The organism is Ruegeria sp. ANG-R (assembly GCF_000813985.1).
Classification (GTDB): Bacteria; Pseudomonadota; Alphaproteobacteria; order Rhodobacterales; family Rhodobacteraceae; genus Ruegeria.
The window spans coordinates 1052266-1075614 of the sequence record NZ_JWLJ01000001.1 but is presented as its reverse complement, the minus strand read 5'-3'; the positions used below and the strand labels follow the sequence as shown (position 1 = coordinate 1075614).

General features: G+C 53.8%; 15 protein-coding genes. 10 read left to right on the top strand and 5 right to left on the bottom strand.

All coding sequences use genetic code 11. The features are described 5' to 3' along the window. Positions 1–234: 234 nt before the first annotated feature. The 4 genes from RA27_RS05350 to RA27_RS05335 all read right to left on the bottom strand — a co-directional run bounded on the left by RA27_RS05350 (position 235) and on the right by RA27_RS05335 (position 11866). Positions 235–534, bottom strand: coding sequence for a hypothetical protein (locus tag RA27_RS05350; RefSeq protein ID WP_152610645.1), 300 nt, complete (start codon positions 532–534; stop codon positions 235–237). Between the two features lie 283 nt (positions 535–817). Continuing rightward, positions 818–8413 carry an FG-GAP-like repeat-containing protein gene (locus RA27_RS05345; RefSeq protein WP_241484006.1) on the bottom strand — a complete coding sequence of 2532 codons (7596 nt, stop codon included), beginning with the start codon at positions 8411–8413 and terminating at the stop codon, positions 818–820. Positions 8414–10025: 1612 nt separating this feature from the next. Further along, on the bottom strand, positions 10026–10454 hold the full coding sequence (locus tag RA27_RS05340) for a hypothetical protein (RefSeq protein WP_152610644.1): 429 nt from the start codon (positions 10452–10454) through the stop codon (positions 10026–10028). Between the two features lie 668 nt (positions 10455–11122). Continuing rightward, on the bottom strand, positions 11123–11866 hold the full coding sequence (locus RA27_RS05335) for a helix-turn-helix transcriptional regulator (RefSeq protein ID WP_082025031.1): 744 nt from the start codon (positions 11864–11866) through the stop codon (positions 11123–11125). A gap of 146 nt (positions 11867–12012) precedes the next feature. On the opposite strand from RA27_RS05335, the gene RA27_RS05330 reads away from it, so the two are divergent. From RA27_RS05330 to RA27_RS23515, 7 genes are all read left to right on the top strand, one after another. Then, positions 12013–12216 carry a helix-turn-helix domain-containing protein gene (locus RA27_RS05330; protein WP_241484005.1) on the top strand — a complete coding sequence of 68 codons (204 nt, stop codon included), beginning with the start codon at positions 12013–12015 and terminating at the stop codon, positions 12214–12216. 160 nt (positions 12217–12376) lie between these two features. Beyond that, positions 12377–13966 carry an IS21 family transposase gene (istA, locus tag RA27_RS23090; protein WP_052265178.1) on the top strand — a complete coding sequence of 530 codons (1590 nt, stop codon included), beginning with the start codon at positions 12377–12379 and terminating at the stop codon, positions 13964–13966. Then, a complete protein-coding gene (gene istB, locus RA27_RS05320; protein WP_039537013.1) occupies positions 13959–14675 on the top strand; it encodes an IS21-like element helper ATPase IstB in 717 nt (238 codons plus the stop codon). The genes istA and istB overlap by 8 nt, the downstream gene beginning before the upstream one ends. Positions 14676–15636: 961 nt before the next feature. Next, complete coding sequence (locus RA27_RS05310) at positions 15637–15963, top strand: hypothetical protein (RefSeq protein ID WP_039535599.1); 327 nt, start codon at positions 15637–15639, stop codon at positions 15961–15963. A 1376-nt stretch (positions 15964–17339) separates the two neighbouring features. Then, on the top strand, positions 17340–17570 hold the full coding sequence (locus RA27_RS05305; RefSeq protein ID WP_052265177.1) for a helix-turn-helix domain-containing protein: 231 nt from the start codon (positions 17340–17342) through the stop codon (positions 17568–17570). A gap of 197 nt (positions 17571–17767) precedes the next feature. Then, positions 17768–18496, top strand: a complete 729-nt coding sequence (locus RA27_RS23085) for an IS66 family transposase zinc-finger binding domain-containing protein (RefSeq protein WP_052265176.1) — start codon at positions 17768–17770, stop codon at positions 18494–18496. A gap of 90 nt (positions 18497–18586) precedes the next feature. Continuing rightward, on the top strand, positions 18587–19318 hold the full coding sequence (locus tag RA27_RS23515) for an IS66 family transposase (RefSeq protein ID WP_082025028.1): 732 nt from the start codon (positions 18587–18589) through the stop codon (positions 19316–19318). A gap of 94 nt (positions 19319–19412) precedes the next feature. On the opposite strand, the gene RA27_RS05295 is transcribed toward RA27_RS23515, so the two are convergent. Next, on the bottom strand, positions 19413–19982 hold the full coding sequence (locus RA27_RS05295; protein WP_039535597.1) for a DUF882 domain-containing protein: 570 nt from the start codon (positions 19980–19982) through the stop codon (positions 19413–19415). A gap of 345 nt (positions 19983–20327) precedes the next feature. Between RA27_RS05295 and RA27_RS05290 the strand changes: the two genes are divergently transcribed. The 3 genes from RA27_RS05290 to RA27_RS05280 are packed head-to-tail and all read left to right on the top strand — an operon-like array spanning position 20328 to position 23345. Continuing rightward, the gene (locus RA27_RS05290) at positions 20328–21929 is read left to right on the top strand and encodes a L,D-transpeptidase family protein (protein WP_039535595.1); all 1602 of its coding nucleotides are present in this window, start codon (positions 20328–20330) and stop codon (positions 21927–21929) included. 34 nt (positions 21930–21963) lie between these two features. After that, entirely contained in the window at positions 21964–23055 is a 1092-nt protein-coding gene (gene lpxD, locus RA27_RS05285) for a UDP-3-O-(3-hydroxymyristoyl)glucosamine N-acyltransferase (RefSeq protein ID WP_039535593.1), read from the top strand. A gap of 32 nt (positions 23056–23087) precedes the next feature. Beyond that, entirely contained in the window at positions 23088–23345 is a 258-nt protein-coding gene (locus RA27_RS05280; protein ID WP_039535591.1) for an acyl carrier protein, read from the top strand. Positions 23346–23349 lie beyond the last annotated feature (4 nt).

The following is a 23349-nucleotide window of genomic DNA, read 5'->3' as shown; positions in this document are numbered from 1 at the left end:
CCCTGAGACCGCCCCTAAGCCTGCCAAGGTCAGCCGCTTACTAAAGTAATATATTAACGGCGGCTAACCTTCTATATAAGGCCGAATATTGTCAGTCCTGTTTTTGGTGGCCCCGATCGGGGGACCAACAAGTCTAACCTGCTTTTTACTGGTCTAAAGGAAGATCGAGCAGTTAGACCACTATTCCCAGATCACCATTATTGTCAGCGGCACGAATACCGTCTTCAAGCCGTTCTAGATAATCGGCAGACATAGGTTTGCCTCATGCGACTTGCCGTCGATAATCTGCCAATGCGCCAACAGTTGCCTAGGCACTAGGGGCGCGGGCGATGGCTTTGGTTTGGAAGGGGCTTCGCTCATCCGTTTTCGTTTGGGGTTGGCATAATCCCACTCGCCCTTGGCTATCTTGTATTGTCTTTTGATAACGGATGGGTTGGCGGCCTTGAGTTCAACAAGGCCTTCTATCTCCAACACGTCCAACAGGTCGCCGTAGCCGTCAGAGCCGGGAACATGCAAAGCCCTGTAGAGCCACAAGCAGCTACTCCGTAAAGGCGCGTCCCAGTGTTTAGTCTTGGACAGTTCTTGGGCTGCGTATTCCCAGAGGATTGCCGCATGCATCCCGGTAGAACTGCCGCCCATTCTTATTGGGATTTGGCACTTGAGCACGAGAGGCCAAAGGCATCAAGCGCGGAGATATCCAAATTTCGCAGTGCTTGATGCCTTTGGTAGTAAATCTGGCCAACGTTGGAGTTGAGAGCCCTCTAAAGAAGGTAAATCCAGAATCCTAGTTTATTGCATCTAATGTCAGCGCACCATCCTACGCAAAATAGAAATCTCCTTCACTCAAGTCAAAATCAGTCCCGATCAGTCGTATCTCGAAGTCCTTGTCTGTAAGTGACACTACGGTCTCTTCGCCCTCGGTTGTGATTTCGAGGTCTCCAAAGCCTTCAAGTTCCAGGCCAGCGAGGTTGATATGATCCACCCCGGTTTCAAAATCCAAAATTGTATCATGTTCAGATGATGTGCTGTCTTTCAACGTGTTGAACACAAACACATCGCTGTTGAACCCGCCCTCAAGGATATCGCTACCAACCCCACCCTCGAGTCTATCATTTCCCGCACCACCTCTGAGTTCATCGTCCCCTTCACCACCAACCAGGACGTCATACCCACCGCCGTTGAACGAGAAGGCCGTCTGAATATGGAGACCGTCGGACAAACCATACTGCTCACCATCGAAAGCATAAGCATAATCCTGCTGTCCGTTACCATCAAAGTCACCGATCAATGCAGAGGCGAGCGAATTGTCAACTGCGCCGTACCCATTACTCTGTATAGGCGCTCTTCTAAATGCGTTTTCCTCATAGTAATAGACCAGATGCTTGATCTCACCGTCGGTATCCCTGAAGACAAACGAGATATCCGCATTCCCATCCCCGGTGTAGTCGCCCACATCCGGTCTCAGCGTGTTTAAAAGGGGTCTGGCGTCTCTTAAGTTGTAGTTGATGCTCGTGAACGTTCCGTCTTCCTGCCCGAAACGTACACGTGCCATCGTCGTCCCAGATTGATAAAAGATATAGGCAAAGTCGTCGCGCCCATCCCCATTGAAATCACCCACATGAGGATCGCCACGGGAGTAGATAACCGTGCCGTCTCCGAATGCTGAGCCTTTCAGTGAAAAGCTGCCATCCTCATTGCTGGTGTAATTGCGAATGAATATCTTTCGGTGCGTGGAGCTGTACCATTGAAAGGTAATGTCATCGCGACCGTCTCCATTGAAGTCGCCTATTAGTGGTGCGGTATACTTTACTAGGGCATTGTTATACGGGGTCAAAGTAACTCGGGAACCATAGGTGCCATCGCCATTCGACGCCAGAATGCCAAAATTGATTTTTCCGTTTGTGGCTTCTCGAATAACAGCGACATCATCCCGACCGTCCCCGTTGAAGTCGCCAATCAACGGATCTGTGTGCCTGAAGACGCTCGAGCTGTATGTGGTTGTATAAGTGGCGCCGCTGTAAGATCCATCCCCATCCGAGAACTTTGTGCGCAATTGCAGTTTGTTGTTGTAGTTCCACGCAAAGAGGATGTCATCCAAGCCGTCGCCATTAAAATCTCCAACCTGTGGCGCTGAGTCTCTGAATATGTTTGCTCCATCACCAGTATGGTGGCTAGTCGAGATATATTGGCCGTCACCTTCTGAAAGATGTGATCTGTACCATACCCCGTCAGGGCCCGACCCTTGTCTAAAGTAGCTGAACACAACATCGGTTTGTCCATCGCCGTCGACGTCTGAACTCAGAGCTTCTGCGGAATTAAAGATCGAGTTGTGATCACCAATGAAATCCAGCCCAACGCTAGTAAAGAAACCGGCCCCTGATGATGTCTCCTCATCTCCAATGAGAATGTCGTTTCCTGTGCCTCCAATCAGGAGATCATGGCCCTCGCCTCCGTTGAGCTGATCGTTACCCGTCTCACCATAAAGCCTGTCATTCTCATCGCTACCGGTGAGGGTGTCATTGCCAACACCTCCATAAATCGTAGTGTCGGAGCTAAGTCCTTCCGCTGAGATTACATCATTACCATCGCCTCCATAGGCGCTTTCCAGGCCGTGATCCTGCAGAACCAATGTGGTGTCATCCGAACCCATAATTTTTGCAATGTCGTAGCCAGAGCCGCCTTGAACGCTTCCGGAACTGATATCCTCGGCATCAATGAAGAGAACGTCATCGCCGCCATTGCCCTGGATGCTATCCGCCCCGCCATTGCCAATCAGCAGGTCCGCGTTGCTTCCGCCGGAGATCGTGTCATCTCCCAATCCACCTGAAAGCTGGTTCTGCAAGGCAGAAGCCGACGCATCTATAACATTGTTGCGATCATCGCCGAAAACGCCATCGATATCCTGTGCACCAACGATGAGATCGGGATTATCTGCGTTTGTGATTTGTACGAAGTTGCTGGATTGTTGGTTCGCCGTGCCAAAGGCGAGATATTCTGGAGATCGGGCGACTAAGGCCACAAATTCTCCTCGCGTCATGCGGCCGCCGGATAAATGTCCCACCCATTTTTCCAAATCAGCTTGTGGCGAGTCCTGCTCGAATGCATTGAACAATACGTGGGATACGAACTGCTCATCTGAGAGGTCGACAAGCTCAAGATCGGAATCCGGGTCCGGTATGGCGGTTTCCTCAACCAAGTTGGTTGCAAATTGTAGTAATGACTGTGTGCCGTCGATGACCTGTGCGGCTGCCAGTGTTAGCGCCGCATCCAGCAGGGTCTTGTTGTACAAGATATCGATGATGCGCGTGGCGGTTGATTTGATGTACGCGCGATCCGTGGAGCGTTCCGCTTGCGCCGGGCTAAGAAGGACGTTGAAATTGTTGGTCGACATATGGCCATTGCCAACCACGAGATGTTCCGAGCTTTCGGACAGTTGCGCAGCAAACTGCGCTTGCGAGGTATTCCCTGCGCTCAGCGCCGTCAGCCCAGCGTCGAACTCAGCCAGGCTGGCACCGCGGCCAAGCGCATTGGAGTATATCTGATCAATGAAGGCCCCATTGGTCAGCCCCGGGAAGCGCGCCTTGAACTCATCAGATGCAATGAGGTCATCAGCCAGGCTTGCGATATCCAACTCGCCATTCTGAACATGCGCAATCAGCGTCTCATATTCATGCGTGTCGAGATCGCGATCCAGCAGTGTGTCATAGAGCCGTTCTGCTTCTGCAATCACGCGCGCTTTGGACGAAGCGTCCAGCCGTGCATCAAAGCTTTCCGAGATTCCCCCTTCGGTGCGTTCCATACTCCAGGTTTCAATTCCGGACCCATCCACGTGATGTGAGCTGGTGAAGGAGATATCATCGTCCAAGAAGCTGGTTTCATAGCTGCCATTGCCAATCGGCGAGCGTGTGATGGTAAAGCTGATCTCATCCGTTGTGATCGTAGTGAGCAAACCATCCGCAGACACTGATGTCGTCCGCGTGTTGTCTAAATCACCTTCTGCATCATAAGACTGTTCCGTCGTCGTGACGCGCCCGCCCGCACCCGTGACGGTTGTAGTGTCCAGGTCGATATTGCCGTCACCATCATAGTCACGGGTTTCATCGACCCTGCGTCCATCTGCACTGATGTCCCGCACCAGGGTGGATTTGGTCTCGCCATTCGCATAGGTGGCATCAATCCGCACCGTCTGACGTCCGTCATCATGCAAGGTCGTGGTTGTCTGGCTGGTGGCATCCGCCGTGCCGTCGCCATCGATATCGGTCTGTACCGTCTGTAACAGACCATCCGCTGAATCTGTGATCGTGTTTGTGAAGGACAGACGATCCCCGTGCCGCTCTTCGATCCCAGTGATGCGATTGCCCGCAGCGTCAAAGCTTATGTCCGAGTTGCGCGCGAACTCTGCAGATCCATCCCCATCCAGATTGAAGGTGTATTCGACCTCAGAGCCATTGGAGACCTCTGTTCCAATCACAATGCCGTTGACCGCCCCGTCATCTGCGAGATCGCGCCAGGTTGAGGTTGTGGTGCGGTTCAGATCGATCTGAACAACAAAGTCCCGATCAACGTTCCCGTCTCCGTCTTCATCGGTCTGCTTTGTGTGGGTCCGCCCATCTGCGCTTTGGACTGTAGTGACATCATGCACCAAAGAGGCGCCAGAGCCGAACTGCTGTTCGGTCTGAGCCCACGCCCCGTTGGCGTCAAGAGTGCGGGTGCGGGTCAGATCACTTGCACCATCCCCGTTCGCATCCACCTGTACCGAGGTGTTCAGCCCGTTTCCGGAAGTTGTCGTGGTGACGCTGGCAAGCGTGCTGCCTGCGCCATTCGTGGTCGTGGCGGTCTGGACCACATCGCCATCGGTCTCAAATGTAGTGGTGGCAGAGGTGACGAACTCGTTGGTGCCATCCCCGTCGAGATCCGCGCTCTGACTGGTCGAGAGGCCGTCGTCACTGGTGGTTGTTACGATTCTGGCCTGAAGTACACCGCTGCCGTCGGAATGCTGGGTTGTCCGGGTCCGGCTGCCGTCTGCGTCCAGCACGGTTGTGGTCGTTATAACCAGCTCATCCGTACCATCGCCATTTCGGTCTGTTCGGGATGTGGTTGTCAGGCCATCACCGCTTTCGGTCGTACTGGCTGTCGCCTCCAGACCGCCGCCTTCTGAGAAGTACTGCGTGGTGCTGGTGGTTGTTCCGTCATCGGCGATGGTGATTGTGGTCACGCCGTCATCGACGCCATTGCCATCGACATCCACTGAACGCGTTGTGCTGCGCTTGTCAGCGCTGACTGTAGTAGTATCGCTGCTGAGCGTCGAGCCATCGGCAGCGGTGCGGGTGATGGTTGTGGTCTCGACGCCTGCCGCGCTCAGGTCATAGACCTGTGTGGTGGTCAGATCATCATCGCCATCATTGTCCCGGTCTTCCCGCGTGGTGGTGGCCCAGCCATCGCGGGAGATCTCGGTGACAGTACGGCGATAGACCGTTCCATCTTCAGCTTTTTCTTCCACGGTCTGCGTTGTTGAGCCATCCGCATTGAGGACGGTTGCGCTGTCCATGCTGCGCTCATAGGTGCCATTTCCATCCGCATCGTACTGCGTAGTGCTTTCAAGCCCGGTGTCACTGGTCTCGGAGACCATCTGGCTTTGCAGGGTTCCGTCGCTGTTCAGCTCACTCTCAGTGACCGTGACATGGCCATCGTCGCCGACCACCCGATGCACGCGCATATCTACATCACCGTCACCGTCGATATCTGTGGTCTCCAGAACATCGCGGCCATTGTCGCTGGTGGTGGTAATCACCTGCGAGCGCAGAACATCGCTGGCACCGGTGACGTCCGTGACCTCTGTCGTGACAGTGGTGCTGCCATCATCGTTGAGGGTCGTCACACTAGTGGTGACGATATCCGCGCTCTGATCCCCATCCGTGTCGGCGCGCGTCTCAACCGTCAGCTCGTCATCGCTGACAATGGTTTCCGAGCGCGACAGCAGGCTGCCATCTCTGGAGTGTACATCGTCACTTGTTGTTCTGGACCCATCCGCGTTCAGCACAGTTGTCGAGGTCGCATCGCGCTCGGAAACACCGTCACCATCCGTGTCCTCACTTGTGGTGGTCACCAGCCCGTCATCGCTGACAGTCGTCACCATCTGGCTGCGCAGACTATTGTCGCCATTGCGCACCGTGTTCGTCGTCGTACGACCCCCATCGGCATTCAGAACCGTGGCCTGAACCGATGTCGTGTCGGCGTCCCCATCACCATCAAGGTCATTTGCCACCGTAACGGTCAGCCCATCCGCGCTGACATCGCTCTGCCGGGTGGAAAGCGTGGTCCCATCGGCGCTAAACCGGGTCTCCAGCTCGGTCATGCTACCATTCGCATGTTTCTCTGAGCGCAAGGTCATGTCCGTCGCGCCATCGCCATCGGCATCGCTGGTGGTGATCGTCAGGCGACGATCCGCGCTCTGCGAGACCGTGGTCTCGCCCAGCAGCGTGGTCTCATCCCCTGCATAGCTGGTTGTGGTGTGCAGCGTACTGCCATCCGCATTGGAGACTTGCGCCGAGACGGACTTGCCATCTGCAACACCATCCCCATCAACATCCGACAGGGTGGTCACCGTCAGACCATCCGCGCTGGTGGTCACCACCTGTTCGCTTTTGAGCGCACCATTCTGGGCGGTTTCCGTCACTGTCCGGGTCGAGCTGCCGTCTGCGTTCTCAATCGTCACATCCGAGACAGACAGGTCCGTATCACCGTCACCATCCGCATCGACATGTGTGGTCACCACAAGCCCGTCTTCGCTTGACGTCGAGACCGAGTGCGCGCTGAACGAGCCATCCGCATTGCGGGTCCAACTGGTGGTGGTGCGCTCGCCGGTCACAGCATCCACCGTGACACTGCGACTCAGATCTGTGGCCTGGAACATGCCATCCTGATTGTGGTCGATCCAGGTCTCGGAACTGACCTGATCGCTGCCCAGCGTGAGTTTTGTCTTGGCACGTACCGAGCCATCCGTGTTTGTCTGCGTCGTGTCGGTCTCGCGGCTGCCATCCGCGTGGATCACCGTGGCCTCAACCGTGGTCAGGTCGACATCACCATCGCCATCCTGATCCACGGCGGATGTTTTGGTCAACGCATCGTCCGACTGGCTGTGCGTCGTGGAGCTGCGCACACTGCCATTACCGTTCTTCACCGTCAGCGTGGAGTCTGTGGTGCCGTCAGCATTGACCGTGATGTCCAGCTCTTCCTGAACATCCACATCCCCATCGCCATCCAGATCGCGGGCAATGGTCTTGGTCTGGCCATCGGCCGAGACACTCTCGGTCACTGAACTGCGCAATGAGCCATCCTGATTGAAGTGCTCAATAGTTTCCGACCGGCTGCCGTCGGCGTTGATCACGATGGTATGGGTGATGGTCAGATCCACCAGCCCGTCACCATCTTCGTCAATCGCGTCCGCACGTGTCAGCCCGTCGGCCGAGACCGTCTCGGTCGAACTGCGGATCACCCCTCCGTTCGGATCGCGATCCGTGGTCACGATGGTCATGCTGTCATCACCATGGGTCGTGCGCACCTCGGTCTGATCGTACCAGCCACCCCCGGTGGAATCCCGTTCGATGGTCACCGTATTGCCATCAGCGCTGGTGGTGGTCCTGGTTTCGCTCAGCAGAATGCCTGTGGCCAGATCTGCACCCAGCACATTGGTGACCGTCTCGCTTTCGCTACCATCGGGGTTGGCAACCGTCACAATGGTCTGCAACTGGTCCACCACCCCGTCACCATTGCTGTCATAGCTGTTGGTGATTGAGGCCCCGTCCGCCGTGGTCACAGACGTAATGACAAAAGAAATGGCGCCATCGGCGCCATACCCGGTCTGAATGTGCGTGCGCACCCCCTCCGAGTCGATGACTTCGCTTTCTTCAATGCGATAGCTGGCGGTCTCGGAGACCAGCGTTGTATCGGCCACCGTGCCGGTGGAACCATCCGCATATGTAAAGGTCGTCTTGCCCGTGATCACCGAGCCATCGGGCAGTTCGATATTGGTCGCATCCGCCGTCAGATCGATCGAGGTGATCCCCAGTTCCGCGAGCGTCTTCGCCTCCAGCGAGCCATCCGCGTTGGTCACCAGAACCTTGAAGTCACCCCAGGCGTCATCATTGGCGTCAAAGACCCCATCGCCATTGCTGTCAAACACCGCCCGCAGCGCTTCAATGTCGCTCGTCGCCGTCGGGTCCCATTCCGTGAACACATATTCCCGCTTCTCGGAGATCGCCCCATCCCCATCCGCGTCATAAAACAGAACCCCATTTCCAGCCGCAGCCCACGCCGTCCGGTTCAACAGACCATCACCAGATGAGTCCACAAAAACCGTCGAGTTCTGAAGCTCAGTGAGCTCTACGCCGGTGCCGTCAAGGTCGAGGATCAAAGGGCGATCTTCACCGCGCAAACCACCCGCACGATCCCGGTCGGTTCTAGCCTCCGCGTCCGCCTTACCACTACCCCAACCACCGCCGCCAGAGTCGGTGTTTCCGTCTGGACTGGGTTTGGGAGGAGCCTTGCGCTTTGAAACTGGAGGTGGAAGGCCTAGTTTCTTGTCTGTGATGCCAAGCCAATCGCCGAGGGCTTTCAAATGACCCGCAAGAGTTGCTCGCGCAGTACCATCAGCGGTCACATGACCATAGTGATCCAAAAAAGACTCACTATAGTAGCTAGTGACATTGGTTGTTCCGCCGTTCCAAGTGTGCACCGCACCATCCTGTCGAAACGTCGTGGCCTCCACAGGTCGCACCTGCGGGCGAATTGACGTCAAAGGGGCAGAAGAAACATACGGCGTTGGGGCCGGTGCTACGGCACCCATATCCAACTGCATTGGTATATTGTGACCGGACCACGCCAAATAGGAAGGCACACCAGGAAGCGGCGTAGGTAAAGCGGGCAGCAAGTCCGGAATCGGCAAACCAACGCTTGGGGGTAATCCAGTTTGTGAAATGGATTGCAACGTGCCGGGAGGAGTCGTTTGTTGGGGTAGGTCTGGCCCAATGCCCCCAAAATTTGGTGGTGCAGCTAGAGCATCAGGGCCGTACGCGTCTACATGAGGCGCGCTGGAACCAATTGGGAAACCGGGATCACCAGGTTCGCCGCCAATCAAAGGACCATACCCGTCCGGGCTAACGGAGGGGTCAGGTGAGGGAGGCAAGGTCTCAAGTGACGTTGAAGGGATTTCTGTAAAGTCTTCGTAGCCCGCTACAGCTCTCAATACGCCGTCCTGGTATACACCTGGAACACGCATTGCAGCCGCAGCTATTTCTTGAGTGCCTCCCCAATCGACTGCCTGAACATAGTCATAGTGAGGATTACCCGGTAGCGCACCGACCGAAAGCTCCCTTGACCGTGCCAGCGACACCTCTGGGAAATCGGGATAAACCACTTCCATTTTGAATATTTCAATTGCAACAGTTGCTACCACCGGACCGAACACAGGGTTAACGAATGCCGATGCTCCAATAACACCAAGCTCAAGAATGTCGCTATTTGAAATAGGAGTTCCAGTTGAAGCGCCTTTAAGCGCTGCACTGTATCCGACTGAAAAAACTGCAGAAAGCCCACCAATCGCTTTGGCGGGACCATAGGGTACGTGTTTGGCCAATGCGGCATAAGATGTCGCGGTAGCAAGAGCGCCAGCAGAAACTACTGCGTACCCATAAACATTATCTATTTCGTGGGGTTGGTTTGGCTTAGGTGGCTTCGAGATACCAGGCTCAATCTTAAAATCTGAAACGCCCATGCTATAACCCTTGCTTTAGTCTTTTTTGTTTTTTTCGGAAAAGAACAGTGCAGCCAAACCGAAGATGCCCACTATGACGATGATCTCTGGCCCTCCGCCATTCACGTGTACGCGGAGGTAATATGCAACCAGCAAAAGAATGGAAAAACCTAGGAGCTTATATAACATTGCGTTGGTATCACTCTGTTTCTTAGTTGACGTGCATCGAAGTACTTGCAGGGTTAGAGCTCAACTCTATCTTAATCAGTTGTCCCTATTTAGAGTCTTCAGCTAGGATATAAGGAAATATCTTTATGTCCGCCCCCGACTGATCCTCGTCATCTGCCGTCCGAAAGGCAATCAGAGCCTCACCAACTTCGGCAAAGTACGCCACCGCACCATATGTCGGCTTTCTGCTCGAACTTCCGAGTTGGAACCGCCAAGACCCTTTGCTTGGGTCTATCAGACTCAACAATTCAACAATTTCCATAGCTTCTCGCTCGATCACACACTCAGCTTGATTGATACAAGTTCGTGCCTGGGAAACGAGTTCAACTATATCTTTTGGTAGCGAATTTGAGTGCTCAACTTCTCGCTGAGAAGTGGTTGTCTTTTCTCCAACCTTGAAGCCAAACGTAACTGTCCCGCTCTCGCTCTCCGTCACAATTTCCCTTCCCGGAAGACAGTCTGTTTTGAATTGCACGGCTCCTCCGGGCTCCCAGATTATTGCACAACGTGGGAGCTCTCGCTCAGAGTAATCCGGCATTTTGCCAGACGAGAAAGAGGTCTTAGTTGTTGAACCGTCAGCATTTGCATAGCAGGGAACCAGAAAGCCAAGCACAGCAATCGAAAGACAAGGAAATATACTACACAAAGAAGCTAAGATCCCAAAAGCATTGTTGCGAAGTGACACAACTATATTGAAAGACGAGCAGACTATTATCCCTTCGCCTCATAGCTGCACAACCGACACGATAAATCAAGACAACGAGGTATCAAACAACGCGACATGCCGACGCACAAGAATTCCTTCATAAATGCAGAAAAGCGTCTTCAAAACTACCACTGCATCCGATCTCGCACCTCATGATACCGCTTCGCCAAAGCTGCGCAGTCCATCCCCCCGGCCACTTTGGAATAGTTCCGACCCGTCGTCTAAATGACCTCGGCCAGTTCTCGATCAGTGCGATACGCCGACGGCCGACCTATGAAGGCCGAGTACCCAACCTGCACCGCTGCGCCTGTATCCACTTGGCGCTACCCCGATGCTTCCGCGCGATCTGAACGTCCGAATGCTCCAGATCAAAACCCTTCATCAGCAGCTTGTCAAAATCAAACCCAACCCGCTCATCTGCACATCTACCACAAGCCTCACAACCTCCCCCCGCGCTCTTTGCGGTGCCACATGACGAACCTCACTGCATCCACGAACTGAAGAGGTAACAGCAAGGCCGCCGTGCAAAAGGATATCACAAGGACCCAGTCGATGGGGCCGGAAGGCTCGCCAAACGGGATGTCATACTCTATCGCCAACACACGCAGGACGTATGTCAGCACCGCTCCAAAAAAGAACCCGCTGCGCGCCTCGTTCCAGCGGCGCGCAATCGTAGAATATACCTCGCGCTCAAAACGCTGCCTTGCCTCTACGAGCTTGCGTCTGGCTTCCATCAATCGGATTCGCCGAACAAGCCGCTGCAAGCGCAGTAGGACCTTTGGCGTGGCGTCGCGCTTTCTGACCGTTTGTAAACTGCCCTCAAGCGCCAGTGTCACGGGATCTTCCCCTGTCACGCTGCGAATTGCCAGGTAGGTCTTGATACGAAAGTTCCGGCGGCCAAGTTCGCATTGCCCAAGGGACTCGCGTGCAAGCCCAATCATCTCCGCAAATTCAGCTTGAGACCAACCGCGTGATCGACGGATCGCGCGAATCGCCTTGCCTATTTCTTTGAGGTCGTCCTGACCGTTTCCTCTGCGGTTTTGCTGCGGCATTGGGTGGTATCCTATGGTCTTCAATTCAAACCTGAAGAAAAAACACCGATTCAGCAAGCGTTTGAGTACCAACACAAAACTCTGAGAATGCGAATGATTGCTCTCATGAATGAGAGTAATTCGCCTCATCGGACTGGGGAAGTATTTGGGTCGGGCTGTTGCAGGCTCAAGATTAATTCCTTTAGCTCAATTCCATGGTTGATCGGTCGCCGATCATTGGAAAGAGATCAAAGCTGCTCATGTGCCAGACGGACAGATATTTTGCATCCCACCAGATGCTGAAGGCTGAACTTCAGATACGCGGCACGTCTTTGGCGCAGCTGTCCCGCGATCTTGGCGTCTCCGCAGCGGCACTGACGCTGGTCGGGCAAGGAAAGATGCGTTCAGCCACCATCGAAAAGGCCCTGGCAGAAGCCGCAGGCACCACGCCTGAGCAACTATGGCCGGGCCGCGACAAGAAAGGAAGCGAAATGGATTAGTAAAAAAGAAAACCGCCAAAAGCACTGCAATGCTCCGGCGGCTTCCCTGAATTAGGTATCGCTTCGATGACGATAGCTAATCCTCCCGAAACTCGCGCGTGAAGTCAAGGCAGTCTTTTGCTGCCCCCGATCGCGCTTTGCTTGATCGAAAGGACTTAGCATGCTGACTGATGCGCAGCGCCGTATTCGCCTCATTCTTGAGGCCAGACTGAACAACACTGAAATCGCAAAACTGACGAACTGCTCCCGAAACACCGTTGCCGGATGGCGGAAGAAAGCCGCTGCGATTGGAATAACCCTGGAAAAGCTTGACGGTCTAGATGAGCTGGAGGTCCGACAACTTGTGACACCCGGTTCATTTGCCCGAAAACAGAGTTTTGCCGCACCCGACGTGGGTCACATTCTTTCGGAAAATGCAGATCGGGGCGTCAAACTTCAGACGCTCTATCAAGAATATACCGATGGGCTGTCCCCCACAGAGCGTCCGATGGGGCGCAGCACCTTCTATCGCCTGCTCGAACAACACCGGGACCGTAACGGCATCATTCTCAGCTTCGAATACGAACCTGGAGAAATGATCCAAGCGGATTTTGTCGGGCGCAAGAAGAAGAAACAACCATTGCTGATTGACCTGGATGGTGAGGAGATTGACTATGATTTGTTCTGCGCGGCGAGTGCGAAAAGTCGAAAGATCTTCGCTATTGCAATCGAAAGTCAGGCGAAGCTGCCCGCTCTGCAGGCCTTTGTTGCCATGATGACTTTCTTCGGAGGCGTTCCTGTTATTGTCACCATCGACAACTTTGCGTCAGCGGTTACAACCCCACGGCGCGGAAACATTGATGCAGTACCCACGCCTGAATTTCAGGAACTGGCAGACCACTACGGGTTCGGATTAAAAGCCGCCCGCGTTCGCAAACCAAGAGATAAGGGCATTGTTGAGAACGCCGTAGGTATCGTGCAGAATGATGTCCTGGCCCCGTTGCGTGATCGGCGGTTCTTTTCTTTGGCAGAGATGAACCATGCCATTCAGGAACGATTGACCGTACTCAATGCCCGCCCGATGGCAGGTCACAACAACAAAAGCCGGAATGAACTGTTCGAAGAAACGGACGCGCATGGATACCGACCCTTACCATCCCGCGCATTTGAACCCGGTCAATGGCTTCTGCGTCTTCGGGTTGGCCGCGATTATCGCGTTCATGTTCAGGGCAATCGGTATTCAGTGCCGTCCCGACTTGCAGGGCAGATTGTCAATGCAAAAATCACAACGACAAGTGTCCATCTTTCCCATCTTGGGAAACTGATCGTGACTCACCCTCAAGCGACCGGTAAAGATCAGGATGTTGTTCATACGGATCACGCTCCGCCCGCACATCGCGCAGCGCGGCTTACAACTCTTGGCGGAATCAAAGCGCTTGTCAGGGACATCGGTCCCAATGCTGAGGTCTTTGTCGATAAGCATTTCAGGATCAACAAAAAGCCCGCGGCGACGGCGCAGGCAGCCCAAAAATTGTGCGCCCTGTCTGAACAGTTTTCCTGTGAGCGCTTGGATCGCGCATGTCAGAGGGCAAACCTCATCGGCAAACAAACGGTGCAAACCGTTGAGAACATACTTAGCGCCGGGTTGTACAATTTGTCTGTGGATTCATCAGAAGAACCCTCAACGCCAGCCGCGCAAGGCAATATTCGGGGCGCGGCGTATTTTGCGGACCTAATGAATGCTCAAGACGAGGGAGATGAAGATGTCTAACGCTCAGATTTTCAACCTCCTTCACGAACTGCGCCTAAATGGTGTGCGTGAAGAATACGATCATCAGCTGCAAAATCCTCAGTATGCTGATCTACCATTTTCCGACCGAGTGTTGCGATTATTGCAGGCCGAAACCGAGCGACGGTATCGCAATAAGATTGATCGCCTCATGAAGGCTGCCCAATTCAAGTATCTGGCGGAACCGGACGACATCGAATTCCGCAACGGCAGGAATCTCGACAAGGCCGAGGTGCTTGGGCTTCTGAAAGGGGATTGGATCGACCGAAAACACAATCTGATCCTGTCTGGAGCATCTGGCACCGGTAAAACCTGGCTCGCCTGTGCGTTGGGGATAGCGGCTGTCCGTCAGGAATACAGCGTGCGCTATGTGCGGGCGGGTCGTCTTGTTGAAGAAGTCACATATGCCCGGCTGGAGGGAACAATTGCCAAGCTTCGGACTAAGATGTCCCGGCATAAACTGCTGATCATCGACGACTTCGCACTCAGCCCGATAAGAAAGCAAGAGTTGATTGACCTGTTCGAAGTCATCGAAGACCGATCCACCCAAAGTTCAACCCTTATGATTGCACAGCGGGCGCCGGACGAGTGGTATGATTACATCGGTGATCCGCTTTTGGCCGACGCATTCATGGACCGCATCCGCAGTAGGGCACATTTTCTGCGCCTCGAAGGAAAGTCCATGCGGTGAAGCTGCGCGCCCAGTCCCAATAGGATTGGGCGCTCAATCAAGCAGGATTCATACGCTCAGAGCTTTGGGATTTTGCATTGGGCTATGAATTGGCCGTATTTCGTTGGGGATTTGAAGTATTGCCAAGCGGTGTGCATGAACAAACCGACATTCAAGTAATCGTCTAATATGTCGTTGAGCTTTACGTGTCTGGCGTCAGTCAAGGCCGTGGAAGATGTCAAAGCCTTCTTGGTTATGGATTGATCAATGGTAATTTGTTGGGGGGTCATATGTCCTCCAGAATATTTTAGACCCAAAAAAATAATATCCGTAGGTTTCCATCCTCTCTGTGGGTCGTTCAGAGAAGGGACGGTTCTCTGCCTTCTTAGTCGGGCCGAAAAACTTGATACCGAAGGTCAGTTCGGCTGTTTGCGATGAAGGCGGATGGTGCCTTCTACATAAGGTCGAATATCGCTCTCGCTAGACTGACCAAGGAGATGCGTCAGGAGGCCAGCTTGCTAGGTTTTTATTCTCCGCCCTAAAGGGAATACACATCGACTCTCTGTGGCTCGGAGGGGCATTCAGGGAAGCTGCTATGGCATTGGACCTAGACAATAAGTAAGCCCTTGGTGGCTCCCCTGAGACATAACCAAAGACTGCCAAGGCTGGCGCTAACTAAGGTATATATATTAACGGAGGCTACCCTTCTATATATGGTCACATAATGTCAGTCTTATGCGTAGCGCCGGAAGGTGTACGTTTCGCTCAGGCGGCATCGCTTAGCGTGGCTTCGGAAACGACGTATTAACAAGAATAAGCCCCCCAGCTTCTTTTGAAATCGGCTTGCCAAACCAAGATCAAACGGAACCGATATTTAGCAACGCAACATACGACAATTTGAAGTCGAAGGCTTTTTGTATGCTCCGTACATACCCACATAAAGTATACCGCGAAGAGTTCGCCACGACATGAAGGGGGATCAATGGAAGGTTTGGGTATCGGGGAAACGCTCAGTATCGGGTTTGATGCCGTCGCCCTTGTCGTTGCAGTCGTTGCAATTGTCATTTCGTTAAACGCACAGAAGGTATCTCGTAGAAACGCGGAAGCAGCCCAAGAAGCTGAGCTAGCCGCTATGAGGTTGCGAGCTAAAGAAGCGCTTGGGGAAGTAAAAAAGTGCCACCTCGAAGTGAAATCAGCTTGCGCCCAATGCCGAACATCATGGGAGCGGCATAACGACAGACATATGCCTGCTCTTGGTTCTATGAGCGAAGAAATTTATTTGGAGAACCAGATCATCCACATGAGATGAAAGAAACATGGAACATTGAACGTAAAGCTCAATCCATGCTCAGCAGTTTAGAAGAACGATTTGATAACCTTGGCCAAATGCGTTCACACGAACTTGAATCACTCATTGACTCATCTTCTATGGTTGCAGTTAGCATCCGGTCACTCGCCTTAAGCCTTAAGGAGCCAAAACCACTTCGGCATTGGTGATCATCCAGAGAAGCACTTCAGTTCAATGGACGCCGAAAATAAAACAATAATAATAACAACAATAAACCCCCCGATTTTTTAAGTCGGTTTTCAAAACCTCCGCCCCCTCTTCAGCCAGTGAAAAAATGGTTGGGTTGTCAGTCTCTGTCACGTCAGCTTGTACTGCGTGTAACAACCACAACCAACGTTGGCCGAAAGGACGCTTTCAGGTAAATCCAGTCCGATGAGTCGGGGAGGTTTAAATTTCGGTTTAATATTGAAGCCAGGCTCGTAGTTTTTTGCGATCATCTTCACTGATCTGATATCTCGATAGTCAGTCAAAAAGCGGACTTCTTGAAGTGACAAATCATCTCGTAAGTACCGTCGAACGGCCACTTGACGGAGCACATGCCAGTCGAAGTGAATAGCGCAATCCACTTTAGTTTGCAGGTACTTCAGAATTTTGTGCGCATCTCATGGCGTGATAGATGCGTTATGATTCGGGCGATCGCTTTTGCGAATTACAGGAAACAGAAAGCTGTCACGATCTTTCAGGCCCGCAAAGCTTGCGAGGTAGTACCTGAGAACCCTAAGCAAGGAGCGCGGGAGTGGTATTATTTGTGAGAATGTGCTGTCGGCATAGACACCGATAGATGTGTACGGCTTTGGGCTAACGCCAACGTGATCAGAGCGCATTGGGTATGGATAGGCATCGTTGCTGTCGACCGTAAAACAGTAGGTCAATTGCCAGAGCCTGCGTCCTTTTAAGAAGCCCAGAGACAAGCCGCTTTCGGATGCCATACGAAGCAACAGCCGATCTCGACGCCCCGATAGCCTTCTTGCATCGCACGCTTGCGCGAGTCTTGTCAGGTCAACGATCTGATCGCCTAATTTTTTGCCAACCTGAGAACCTTGTATGTACTAATAGTGGTCTGGGGTATCCAGCGAGTGAAAAAGATAATGCGTTCTAAATCCGCGCTGCGCCATGCTGCGGGGAGCCGATTGTGCTCGTATTTATCTGGCAATCAAAAAATCCTTTGTAGTGAGAGATGTAGGGAAAGGCTTCCACCCGGATTGCGGCGTTTGTGTATGTGTATACCTGTAGCCTGCTAGGTATATATTTGATATCAATAGCTTAGGCTGTTCTGTCATTGATTGCGAATCTCTGACGTGCTTTAGATAGCGCGAATCACGGAAAGCGATCTACAAGTGCAGACGGCCAAAGAGAGACATCTGAAAATCAAATACGAACTGCAAAAGGCGGGCAGTTCGTTCATCCGGGTCGCCCGCGATCTAGGAATTTCTCACAGCACAGTACTTGCGGTCAGCAACTCGCGCGGCGTCTCGGCAAGGGTCCAGGATTCGATAGCAGAAAAGCTAGGTGTATCGCCTTCTGAGCTCTGGCCAGAGCGCTATCAAGAAGAGAACAAGAACCCATGACTTAGATCTACTGGGCTCTGAAATAAGCAAGGCCCCGACGATTTTAGCGATCCTCAAGGGCCTCAAAGTCGTTTAGTAGCACGATCTCGCTTGGGTCATCCCACCTCCGTCACGAAAAATCTAGCGAAAACGCGTCCGAGACCTAGGGCGCGACCAAGACAGCTGTGTTCACAGTTTGCCTGGGATGAACCTAAACAATGATGGAAATCCAAACGGCATGTGCTGACCTCGGCAGGCACCGAGAAAGTTATGTTGCAAGGCTGGGGCGTCTGATCGCGGAACTAGACGCGAGACGTGACCTCGAACACGAGAACCAAATCGTGAAGAAGGACGCTCAAATATCAACGCAGTCCGCCGAGATGAAAGTCGTAAAGGCCGACAATCTTTTGCTCAGAGCGAGACTCAGCAAGTTGCAGGACATGCAATTCGCTCAAAAGAGTGAAAAGACAAGCCGGGCAGCTGAGCCAATTGAACCGGTTGATGCATTTGACGTCAAACCTGAGGTAGATACCGCGGTACCGGACTACCCAAAAACGACTGCAACAAAGCCTCGCGGTATGCGAGGTCGTCAAAAAATCTTGATCCCCTACAACGTGCCGCGCGATGTTCGTATTATTGAACCAGAAGCAGGCACGACCTGCAGCTGCGGATGCAATATGCGACCGTTCGGAGAACAAGTCATTGAACGGCTTACCTTCGTGCCAGCGCAGTTGCGCGTTATCGAAGAACATTATCCAAAGTATGTATGCCGCACGTGTGACAAGTTAGTTCAGGCCCCCGTCCCAAAACGTGCGTTTGAACAAACGCGGTTTGATGATCAGCTTATAGTTGGTTTGGCCGTTAGAAAGTTCGCAGACTTCATTCCAAACTATCGGCAAGAGCAGATTTTCAAGCGGTCGGGGGGCAGTTGCATCGATCGTCGATGACGAGGATGATGAACAGTGCAACGGATGCTCTTTGGCCGGTCTTTGAAGCGCTAGAACGCGATCTAAAAACCAGCTCGAAACTCTACATGGATGAAACTGTTCTGGCGCGACTTGATCCGGGCAGCGGCAACACCAAAACCTAACTATGTATGGGCGCTATGCCGGGATGATCGCCGCTGGAAAGGAAACTCCAACCCCGGAGTGGTTTTTCATTTTAAGCAATCTAGACACGGTAAACGCGCTGAAGAGATTCTGGAGGGCTTTTCCGGCACGCTGCAAGTTAATGGATATTCTGGTTGCAATCGACTGGCCAGTAAAGACCGCGACGGCGGCCCAATCACACTGGCTTATTGCTGGGCACATGTCCGTAGAAAGTTTTTGGACGTAGTTAAAGCGACAAAATCCGAGGAAGCGCAGCGGATATTAGATCTTATTGGTCAGATCTACGGTATCGAACAGGAGATGCAGAAGCCTTCCCCGATTTCGGCTGCGGCGCGTAGATCCATTCGTCAAAATGAAAGCCTGCCTTTGATTGACCGGCTGTTTCGAATACTGCGAGATCTATCAAGAAAAATATCGATGAAGTCCACTTTGGGCAGCGCCATCAGGTATACAATGAAACTTATGGATGGCTTGCAGGTGTTCTTGAGCGACGGGCGCGTTGAGTTCGACAGTAATGCCGTCGAAAACACCATTAGGCCCATTGCCGTGCTTCGCAAGAATGCGCTATTTTCTGGTTCTGAAATCGGTGGACGCAACTGGGCCGTTATGGCCAGCATCATCGGCACGTGTCGTGTGAACGGTGTAGAACCATATGCGTAGATGCCTGTACCAGAAGACGCAAATTGAGGGTCAGATACTACGCTTACGAAACATCTGAGGGGGGTAGAGCAACAGCGCGGAAAGAAACGCTTGGCTAGCCGCGCCAAGAACGGATGACGCCGCAGTCCATGTGGACGAAATTTGAGCGGTAGTACTGTCCAACGCCACCGGCACGGCAGGACATAGCCGCTTTGGCCATCTGCGAGACCGAGCGCGACGACAGTCGCAGATCGGCGGCCTGACCCTTCATGTGAAGCGAGTTCTTGGCAACGCCTCGCGAGCGGCGACGCAGCATTGCATTGGTTTGCGGCGAGCGATAGCCCGACAGAAGCATATAAGGTTCACTTACATCCAGCATGTTGTGCGCGGCAGCCATGATGTCGATGGTGCGCAGGTCCATGGACTTGACCTGATCGCTGCGCCAGTCACGCATGAAATGATTGACCTCTTTCACCGCGTCTTTGATGTATTTGCCATCGACCCAGTAGACCATGTCGATGCGCTCACCAGTGCGGCCAGAGTACATGCGGATACGGCGAATGTCGCCTCCGCCGCGTAGAAAACCAGCTGCTTTGGAATAGGTCGGTGCCGCAACTACCGCTGTTGCCGCGAATGCGCCCAATAGGGCACGCCGGGTCAGGCCCGATGTACTGCTCTTGGTCATTTTCTGTTTCGTCCCGTACTGTTCCTGCCTGCGCACGATGTTACGCGCGCCGTCTTAATTTTTTCCCATCCCAGATGCGGGTTTTATGACACAGTCGGATTCAACAGCCAAGAAATCTTTGGTCGCAGTCAAATCAAGGGGGAATTTTCGGCAGTTTTTTGCGCAACTGATGCAAGTATGCTTGCTTTTGGCGCAGTTAGCGTTGCGGCGATGCAATCGCGCACCACGGGCGAAAGAAGCGGTCCGGTGATGAATTTGTGAATAGACATCGGAAGCGCAGCAAAACATTATTTTCAGACGCCGCTTATACAGCGGAGCAAGTCATTGAATAGTCAAGGCCATCCCATGTCGTTTGTTACCCGTGCCCGTTCAAGTATTTTTATCGCCGCGTTTCTTGCCGTTTCCGCGTCAGGAGTTCAGGCGGGAACAGGTGGGACGGCATTTCAGATGGCGGTCGCTGAAAGCGCGTCACCCAGCCCGGCAATCGCCGAGTTCTATCGTACAAACGGATTCGATCCGGTTTGGGTGGGCAATACGCCCGAACATGCGGCCAGGCGCACGGCTTTGATCCGTGCCTTGTCGACAACCGACCTGCATGGCCTGCCGGGGGCGCGCTACGATGTTCAGGCGCTGATGACGCAGATGCAGAACGCACGGACCACCCGTGATCTGGGCCTGCTCGAGGCAGAGCTTACCCGGGTTTTTGTCAAATACGCGAGCGACCTGCAGTCTGGCGCTGTACGGCCGTCACAGATTGACGCCGGGCTGGTGCGTTCGGTTGAACGCCGCACCGCCGGAGAGCATCTTGAACTGCTCGTATCCGGTGAGGGCGATGCCTATTTCAAGAAGCTGATGCCGCAGTCGAGGCAATACCGTTCGTTGCTGAAGCAGAAGAAAGCTCTGGAGGCGCTGATCGCGCAAGGCGGTTGGGGCGAAACCGTCCCCGTTTCCAAGCTCGAACTTGGCGACTCGGGTGCGAATGTCATCAAGCTGCGCAACCGGCTGGTTGCGATGGGTTACCTGAAGCCCACAGCCAGCCCGATCTACGACGATGTGCTGCTTGCGGCAGTCCAGTCCTTTCAAACCGCACATGGGCTCGAGCCTGATGGTGTTGCCGGGAAGGGGACCATAACCGAGATCAACCGCCCTGTGTCGGACCGCCTGAAAGCTGTTCACGTTGCGCTTGAGCGGGAGCGCTGGCTGCCCGAAGAACGGGGAGAGCGGCACATTCTGGTTAATCAGGCCGATTTCTCGGCGAAGATTGTCGACGATGGACAGGTAACCTTCGAAACCCGCGCCGTAATCGGCAAGAATACTGATGATCGCCGCAGCCCTGAATTCTCGGACGAGATGGAGCATATGGTGATCAATCCCAGCTGGTATGTGCCGCGCTCGATCATCACCAAGGAATACCTGCCGAAACTGCGGGCCAATCCGAATGCGGTCGGGCATATCCAGATCACGGATCGCCGGGGCAGGCAGGTAAATCGCGGTGCCGTCGACTTTAACCAGTTCACTGCGCGTAACTTCCCGTTTTCCATGCGTCAGCCGCCCAGCAAAAGCAACGCATTGGGGTTGGTGAAGTTCATGTTCCCCAATAAGCACAACATCTATCTACATGATACGCCTCAGAAATCTCTGTTTTCGCGCGAGGTTCGTGCGTTCTCTCATGGGTGTATCCGGTTGGCGCAGCCCTTCGAATTTGCCTATGCGCTTTTGGCCAAACAACAGGAAGACCCAAAGGCGTTTTTCCACCGTGTGCTGAACACGGGCAAAGAGACCAAGGTGAATCTCGACGAACCCGTTCCGGTCCATCTGATCTATCGAACAGCGTATATCGGTCCCATGGGCGACGTTCAGTACCGCCGCGACGTCTATGACCGGGATCGCAAGATTTGGGAGGCGCTGCAAAAGGCAGGGGTGGCCCTGCCGGACGTTCAAGGGTAATCACGGGGCAAATCCCGTCACGAGGACGCCCGACATGCAGTTTACCATTCAGCAGATCGCCGAAGCGATAGGTGCCGAGGCTGAGGGCCAGATCGGCCTGACAATCCTGCGCGCCGCCGAGCCCGGCGACGCCGGGCCAACTGACCTCGCCATGGCGATGTCGCCGAAATACGCCGAGGCCTTGGCGAACGGTGCGGCACGGGCTGCGGTTCTTTGGGACGGGGCGGATTGGAAGGCGCTGGGTCTTGACGCCGCCATTTTTGTACAGCGCCCTCGTATGGCGATGGCGGGGATCACATCTATGTTGGATCGGGGGCAGGGGATTGCACCGGGAATTCATCCCTCTGCCATAGTAGATGAAACGGCCGAAATTGGACCTGATATCTCGATTGGCCCCCTGGCGGTCATTGGCGCGCGGGCAAGGATCGGCTCGGGATCGGTTATCGGCGCGCATTGCGTGATCGGCATGGATGCCACGTTGGGTGAACGTGCCCTTTTACGCGAGATGGTGAGCATCGGTGCACGGGCGCAGATCGGAGATCGGTTCATCGCCCAACCCGGGGCGCGTATCGGTGGCGATGGGTTCAGCTATGTCACACCCGAGGTATCAGGGGCCGAGAACGCCCGGAAGACATTGGGAGATCAGGGGGATGCCAAGGCCCAAAGCTGGATGCGCATCCACTCGTTGGGGGCAGTCGAGATCGGTGACGATGTCGAGGTCGGCTCAAACTGCACGGTCGACAACGGAACGATCCGCAACACGGTGATTGGCAGCGGATCAAAACTGGATAACCTAGTGCATGTTGGTCACAACACCCGTGTTGGGCAGGATTGTCTGTTATGTGGCCAGACCGGTGTGTCTGGTTCGGTGGAAATCGGCAACAACGTCGTGTTGGGCGGCCAGACCGGTGTCGTTGACAATATCTTTATCGGGGACGGGGTGATATCCGGCGGTGGAACCAAAATCCTGTCCAATGTCCCTGCTGGCCGCGTGATTATGGGCTATCCGGGGATCAAAATGGAAAGCCATACAGATATTTACAAAGCGCAACGTCGACTTCCCAGATTGGCCCGTGACGTCGAGGCGTTGAAAAAGGCTGTTTTCAAACAGCCCCCAAGCGATTAAATCATCCCCAATGCGATAATCAGGGGATCGAGATGAGCATCAGCGACCGCGTCATTGCAATCATTGCCGAACAGGCCGTGCTTGAGCCTTCGGATGTGACGCCCGACAGCACGCTCGAAGATTTGGGCATCGACAGTCTGGGTCTGGTCGAAAGTATTTTTGCTATCGAAGAGGAATTCGATATCACGGTGCCCTTCAACGCGAACGAGCCCACCGCCAGCGATTTCGATATTTCGAACGTGGCTGCGATCATTTCGGGTATCGAAAAACTCGTGTCGGAAAAGGTCTGACCGC

Bases quoted from the DNA above. Each gene is read 5' to 3' on its own strand.
- RA27_RS05280 (WP_039535591.1), top strand. From the start codon at position 23,088: ATGAGCATCAGCGACCGCGTCATTGCAATCATTGCCGAACAGGCCGTG.
- RA27_RS05295 (WP_039535597.1), bottom strand. From the start codon at position 19,982: ATGACCAAGAGCAGTACATCGGGCCTGACCCGGCGTGCCCTATTGGGC.
- RA27_RS05330 (WP_241484005.1), top strand. From the start codon at position 12,013: ATGCTGAAGGCTGAACTTCAGATACGCGGCACGTCTTTGGCGCAGCTG.
- RA27_RS05290 (WP_039535595.1), top strand. From the start codon at position 20,328: ATGTCGTTTGTTACCCGTGCCCGTTCAAGTATTTTTATCGCCGCGTTT.
- istB (WP_039537013.1), top strand. From the start codon at position 13,959: ATGTCTAACGCTCAGATTTTCAACCTCCTTCACGAACTGCGCCTAAAT.
- RA27_RS23085 (WP_052265176.1), top strand. From the start codon at position 17,768: ATGATGGAAATCCAAACGGCATGTGCTGACCTCGGCAGGCACCGAGAA.
- lpxD (WP_039535593.1), top strand. From the start codon at position 21,964: ATGCAGTTTACCATTCAGCAGATCGCCGAAGCGATAGGTGCCGAGGCT.
- RA27_RS05335 (WP_082025031.1), bottom strand. From the start codon at position 11,866: ATGAGGCGAATTACTCTCATTCATGAGAGCAATCATTCGCATTCTCAG.
- istA (WP_052265178.1), top strand. From the start codon at position 12,377: ATGCTGACTGATGCGCAGCGCCGTATTCGCCTCATTCTTGAGGCCAGA.
- RA27_RS23515 (WP_082025028.1), top strand. From the start codon at position 18,587: ATGAAACTGTTCTGGCGCGACTTGATCCGGGCAGCGGCAACACCAAAA.
- RA27_RS05310 (WP_039535599.1), top strand. From the start codon at position 15,637: ATGGAAGGTTTGGGTATCGGGGAAACGCTCAGTATCGGGTTTGATGCC.